The 5,186-nt window shown below is 75.3% G+C and carries 2 protein-coding genes; both read right to left on the reverse strand.

Features of this window, described 5'->3' with window-relative positions; genetic code table 11:
* The coding region (locus CCN44_RS36770) for an Fpg/Nei family DNA glycosylase (protein ID WP_107502147.1) at positions 1 to 835 on the reverse strand (835 nt) is incomplete at its 3' end.
* A gap of 62 nt (positions 836 to 897) precedes the next feature.
* The coding region (locus CCN44_RS36775) for an Lhr family ATP-dependent helicase (RefSeq protein WP_086703025.1) at positions 898 to 5,186 on the reverse strand (4,289 nt) is incomplete at its 5' end.

Here is a 5,186-nt window from a genome sequence, read left to right on the forward strand (position 1 = left end):
GTCGGGGGTACTTGTCCCGCCAGCGCTGGGGGGAGCCCGGTGCGGGGGCGGGGCCCGTCTGGCAGGTGGGGCACCAGTAGGTGGGGCGTTCCTGGGAGCCGTCGCCCTGGTCCGCCACCCGCACGGGGGTGTGGCAGCGCAGGCACGGGCGGGGTGCGCGGCCGTAGACGAACAGGTCGTGCCGGTGCAGGCCGGTGGTCTGCCGGACCGGGCGGTCACGGTTCGCCTCCAGGAGCCGCTTGGCCAGACCGGGCAGCTTCTCCGCACGGTCCGCGGGGAGCGCGCCGGCCGGCAGCCAGGGGGTCACACCGAGCAGAAAGCACAGTTCGCTCTTGTAGACGTTGCCGATGCCGGCCAGATTGCGCTGGTCCAGCAGGGCCTCGCCGAGCTGCCGGGCGGGGTCCGCGAGGAGGTTGGCCAGAGCGCGCTCAGGGTCCCAGTCCGGACCGAGCAGGTCGGGGCCCAGGTGGCCGACGACCTGCTCCTCCTCGGTCGTGCGAAGCAGCTCAAGGACCTGCAGGCGGTAGCCGACGGCCGTACGGTCGGTGGTGCTGAGCACCGCCCGGATCTGGTGCGCCGGCCCGCCCCGCCAGCGCTCGCCCGCGCCGAACACCTTCCACGTGCCCTCCATGCGCAGGTGGGTGTGCAGGGTCAGGCCGCCCTCGAACCGGGTGAGCAGGTGCTTGCCGCGCGGAATCGTGTTCAGCACCCTGCGGCCGGTGAGGTCGACCGTCGCGTACTTGGGCACGCGGAAGTCGCTGCGGGTCAGCGGCTTGCCCGCGAGGGCCTCGTGCAGCCGCCGCGCGGCCTGCCAGACCGTGTCACCTTCGGGCATGCGTCAAGGGTGCCACGGGTGCCTCGCGGGGTGGGGCGGGCGGAGGCCCGCGGCCGTGCCGGTCATGCTCTGAGCCGCAGGCCGCGCGGCGTCGCGACGAACCCCGCCGCCTCCAGGAGCGTGCCTATGGGGGAGGTCAGAGCCTGGGTGCCGTTGATCCGCTCGACCGTGACCGTGCCGAGCGAGCCGGCCCGGGCCGCCGCGGCGAGCGCCTCGGCCGCCATGCGCAGGCGGGGATCGTCCGCGGGTGCGGTGTCCGGGGCGGCGGGCCAGGCCAGCAGCGTCTTGCCGCCGCGCTCCATGTACAGCGTCAGCTCGCCCTCCACCAGGACGACCAGCGAACCCGCCTTGCGGCCCGGCTTGTGCCCGGCTCCGGTCGGCGGCTCCGGCCAGGCGAGCGCGGAGCCGTAGGCGTTCGCGGGGTCGGCGGCGGCGAGGACCACGGCGCGGGGGTCGGGTGCCGGGGCGCCCGCACGGCCGGTGCCGTAGCCGCGGTGCGGGGTCGTGCCGTAGGCGGCCGGACCGTAGGAGGCCGGGCCATAGGGGGCGGACGAGCCGGAGCGGGCGGGGCTGCCGCCGCGGGGGCCGCCGTAGCCGGGGGAGGCGAACGGGTCGGCGAGGTCGCGGGACGCGGCGTGGCCGCCGTCGGCGCGGTGGTCCTCCGGTGGCCAGGTGAAGTCACCGTCCAGGCCGGGGTGGTCCAGACCGCCGTCGGCCGTGTCGTGACCGCCGGGGGAGGTGTGGCCGTGCGGGGTGCCGTAGATGTCGTCGCTGCCGGCCGTGCCGCCTGTACCGTCTGTGCCGTCTGTGCCGTCGAACGGGTTCGGGAAGCCCGGCTCGGCGAAGCCGTTCGCGGCGCCCGGAGTGCCGAAGCCGTAAGCGGTGTCCGGGGGGCCGAAGCCTCCCCGGCCGGACGGGGCGGGCAGGCCCTCGGTCCGCTCCCGGGCGTTCGCCACCGCGCGGAGCCGGTCCACCGCGCCGTCCATCGCGAACTGGGCCGCGCCCAGTCCCTCGACCACGTAACCGCGCCGGGCCTGGCCGCTCTCCTCGAAGACCGACAGCACCCGGTACACCGCGGAGAAGCCGCCCTCGACACCCTCCGCGGCGACCGCGCCCCGGGTGACCACACCGTGCCGGTCCAGGAGCGTGCGGGCCAGGGCGTGCGCCCGCACGGTGGTGTCCGGCTCGGCCGCCGGCAGCAGTGACCAGCGGCCGGCCACGGTGGGCGGACCGGTGCGCGAGGCGGTGCGCGCGGCGGCCGTCAGGGAACCGTAGCGCCCGCGCGGGACGGCACGCTTGGCGCGGTGCGCGGTCGAGCCCGCCGTACGACCCGATCCCAGAAGGGCGCGCATCGGCGCCAGCGTGTCATTGGTGAGCCGGCCCGACCAGGCCAGGTCCCACAGCGCGTCGGCGAGTTGGGGGTCGGTGACGTCGGGGTGCGTGGTGGCGCGGATCTGGTCGGCGATCTGCCGGAAGAACAGGCCGTAACCGCCGGACAGGGTGTCCAGGACGGACTGGTGCAGCGCGGTCAGCTCCAGCGGATGGGGAGCCGGGAGCAGCAGCGGAGCCGCGTCCGCCAGATACAGGGAGACCCAGCCGTCCTTGCCGGGCAGGGCGCCCGCGCCGGCCCACACCACCTCACCGGCGGCGGTCAGTTCGTCCAGCATCGAGGGCGTGTAGTTCGCCACGCGGGAGGGCAGGACCAGCTTCTCCAGCGCGGAGGCCGGCACCGAGGCACCCTGCAACTGCTCGATCGCGCGCACCAGTCCGTCGATGCCCCGCAGACCGTGGCCCCTGCCGATGTGCTGCCACTGCGGCAGGAACTGGGCGAGCGCGGCGGGCGGCACAGGCTCCAGCTCATGCCGCAGGGCTGCCAGGGAGCGGCGGCGCAGCCGGCGCAGTACGGCCGCGTCGCACCACTCCTGGCCGATGCCCGCCGGGTGGAACTCGCCCTGCACGACCCGGCCGGCCGCGGCCAGCCGCTGCAGGGCGCCCTCGGTGACCGCGACCCCCAGACCGAACCGCGCCGCCGCGGTGGCCGAGGTGAACGGGCCGTGCGTACGGGCGTACCGCGCGAGGAGGTCGCCCAGCGGGTCCTTGACCGGCTCGGTGAACGCCTCGGGGACACCGACCGGCAGCGCCGTGCCGAGCGCGTCGCGCAGCCGGCCCGCGTCCTCGACGGCCGCCCAGTGGTCGGCGCCCGCGATCCGCACCTTGATGGCCCGGCGGGCCCCGGCCAGCTCCCGCGCCCACTGCGCGTCCGCGCCCCGCGCGACCAGCTCGGCGTCGGTCAGCGGGCCGAGCAGCCGGAGCACGTCGGCGACGCTCTCCACGTCCTTGACGCGGCGGTCCTCGGTGAGCCACTGCAGCTCGCGCTCCAGCTCGGTCAGCACCTCCGCGTCCAGCAGTTCGCGCAGCTCCGCCTGGCCCAGCAGCTCGGCCAGCAGCCGCGAGTCCAGGGACAGCGCGGCGGCGCGCCGCTCGGCCAGCGGGGAGTCGCCCTCGTACAGGAACTGGGCGACGTACCCGAAGAGCAGGGAGCGGGCGAACGGGGACGGCTCCGGGGTGGTGACCTCGACCAGGCGCACCTTGCGGGACTCGATGTCCCCCATCAGCTCGACGAGACCGGGGACGTCGAAGACGTCCTGGAGGCATTCGCGGACCGCCTCCAGGACGATCGGGAACGAGCCGAACTCGCTCGCCACCTGGAGCAGCTGGGCCGCTCGCTGGCGCTGCTGCCACAGCGGGGTGCGCTTGCCGGGGTTGCGGCGCGGCAGCAGCAGCGCGCGGGCGGCGCACTCACGGAACCGGGAGGCGAACAGCGCCGAGCCGCCGACCTGGTCGGTGACGATCTGATCGACCTCGCCCTTGTCGAAGGCGACGTCGGCCACGCCGACCGGGGCCTGCTCGCTGTCGTACTCGGTGCCGGCCTTCACCGGCTCCTGGTCGAGCAGGTCCAGGCCCATCAGATCGGCGTCGGGCAGCCGCAGCACGATGCCGTCGTCCGCGTGCATGACCTGCGCGTCCATGCCGTACCGCTCCGACAGGCGGGCGCCGAGGGCGAGCGCCCACGGGGCGTGGACCTGTGCGCCGAACGGGGAGTGGACGACGACCCGCCAGTCGCCCAGCTCGTCCCGGAACCGCTCGACCACGATGGTGCGGTCGTCCGGGATGTGGCCGCAGGCCTCCCGCTGCTCGTCCAGGTACGACAGCACGTTGTCCGTCGCCCACGCGTCCAGGCCCGCGGCCAGCAGCCGCAGCCGCGCGTCGTCCCTGGCCAGCGAGCCGACCTCGCGCAGGAACGCGCCCACCGCACGGCCCAGTTCCAGCGGGCGGCCCAGCTGGTCGCCCTTCCAGAAGGGCAGCCGGCCCGGCACGCCCGGCGCGGGCGAGACCAGGACGCGGTCGCGCGTGATGTCCTCGATCCGCCACGAACTCGTGCCCAGCGTGAAGACATCGCCCACGCGGGACTCGTAGACCATCTCCTCGTCCAGCTCGCCGACCCGGCCGCCGCCCTTCTTGGGGTCGGAACCGGCGAGGAAGACCCCGAACAGACCGCGGTCCGGGATGGTGCCGCCGGAGGTGACGGCCAGGCGCTGGGCGCCGGGGCGGCCGGTGACCGTGCCGGCCACGCGGTCCCACACCACGCGCGGGCGCAGCTCCGCGAACGCGTCCGACGGGTAGCGGCCCGCCAGCATGTCCAGGACCGCCGTGAACGCCGACTCGGGCAGCGAGGCGAACGGGGCGGCGCGGCGGACCACGGCGAGCAGGTCGTCGAACTGCCAGGTGTCGAGCGCCGTCATGGCGACCAGCTGCTGCGCCAGCACGTCCAAGGGGTTGGCGGGCACCCTCAGCGACTCGATCGCGCCCGAGCGCATCCGCTCGGTGACCACGGCCGCCTGGACCAGATCGCCCCGGTACTTCGGGAAGACGACACCGGTGGAGACGGCGCCGACCTGGTGTCCCGCGCGGCCCACCCGCTGCAGGCCCGAGGCCACCGAGGGCGGGGACTCGACCTGGACGACGAGATCCACGGCACCCATGTCGATGCCGAGTTCGAGGCTGGAGGTGGCGACCACCGCGGGCAGCCGGCCGGCCTTCAGGTCCTCCTCCACCAGGGCGCGCTGCTCCTTGGAGACCGAGCCGTGGTGCGCGCGGGCGATCACCGGGGGCGCCCCCTGGGCCGCGCCCGAGCCGCCCATCAGCTGGGCGGGGGAGTGGTGCTCCTCCAGGGTCTCGCCGGTCGCGCGCTCGTACGCGATCTCGTTGAGCCGGTTGCACAGCCGCTCCGCCAGGCGGCGGGAGTTGGCGAAGACGATCGTGGACCGGTGGGCCTGGACCAGGTCGGCGA

The sequence above is a fragment of the Streptomyces tricolor genome, from assembly GCF_002155905.1.
Lineage (GTDB): Bacteria > Actinomycetota > Actinomycetes > Streptomycetales > Streptomycetaceae > Streptomyces > Streptomyces tricolor.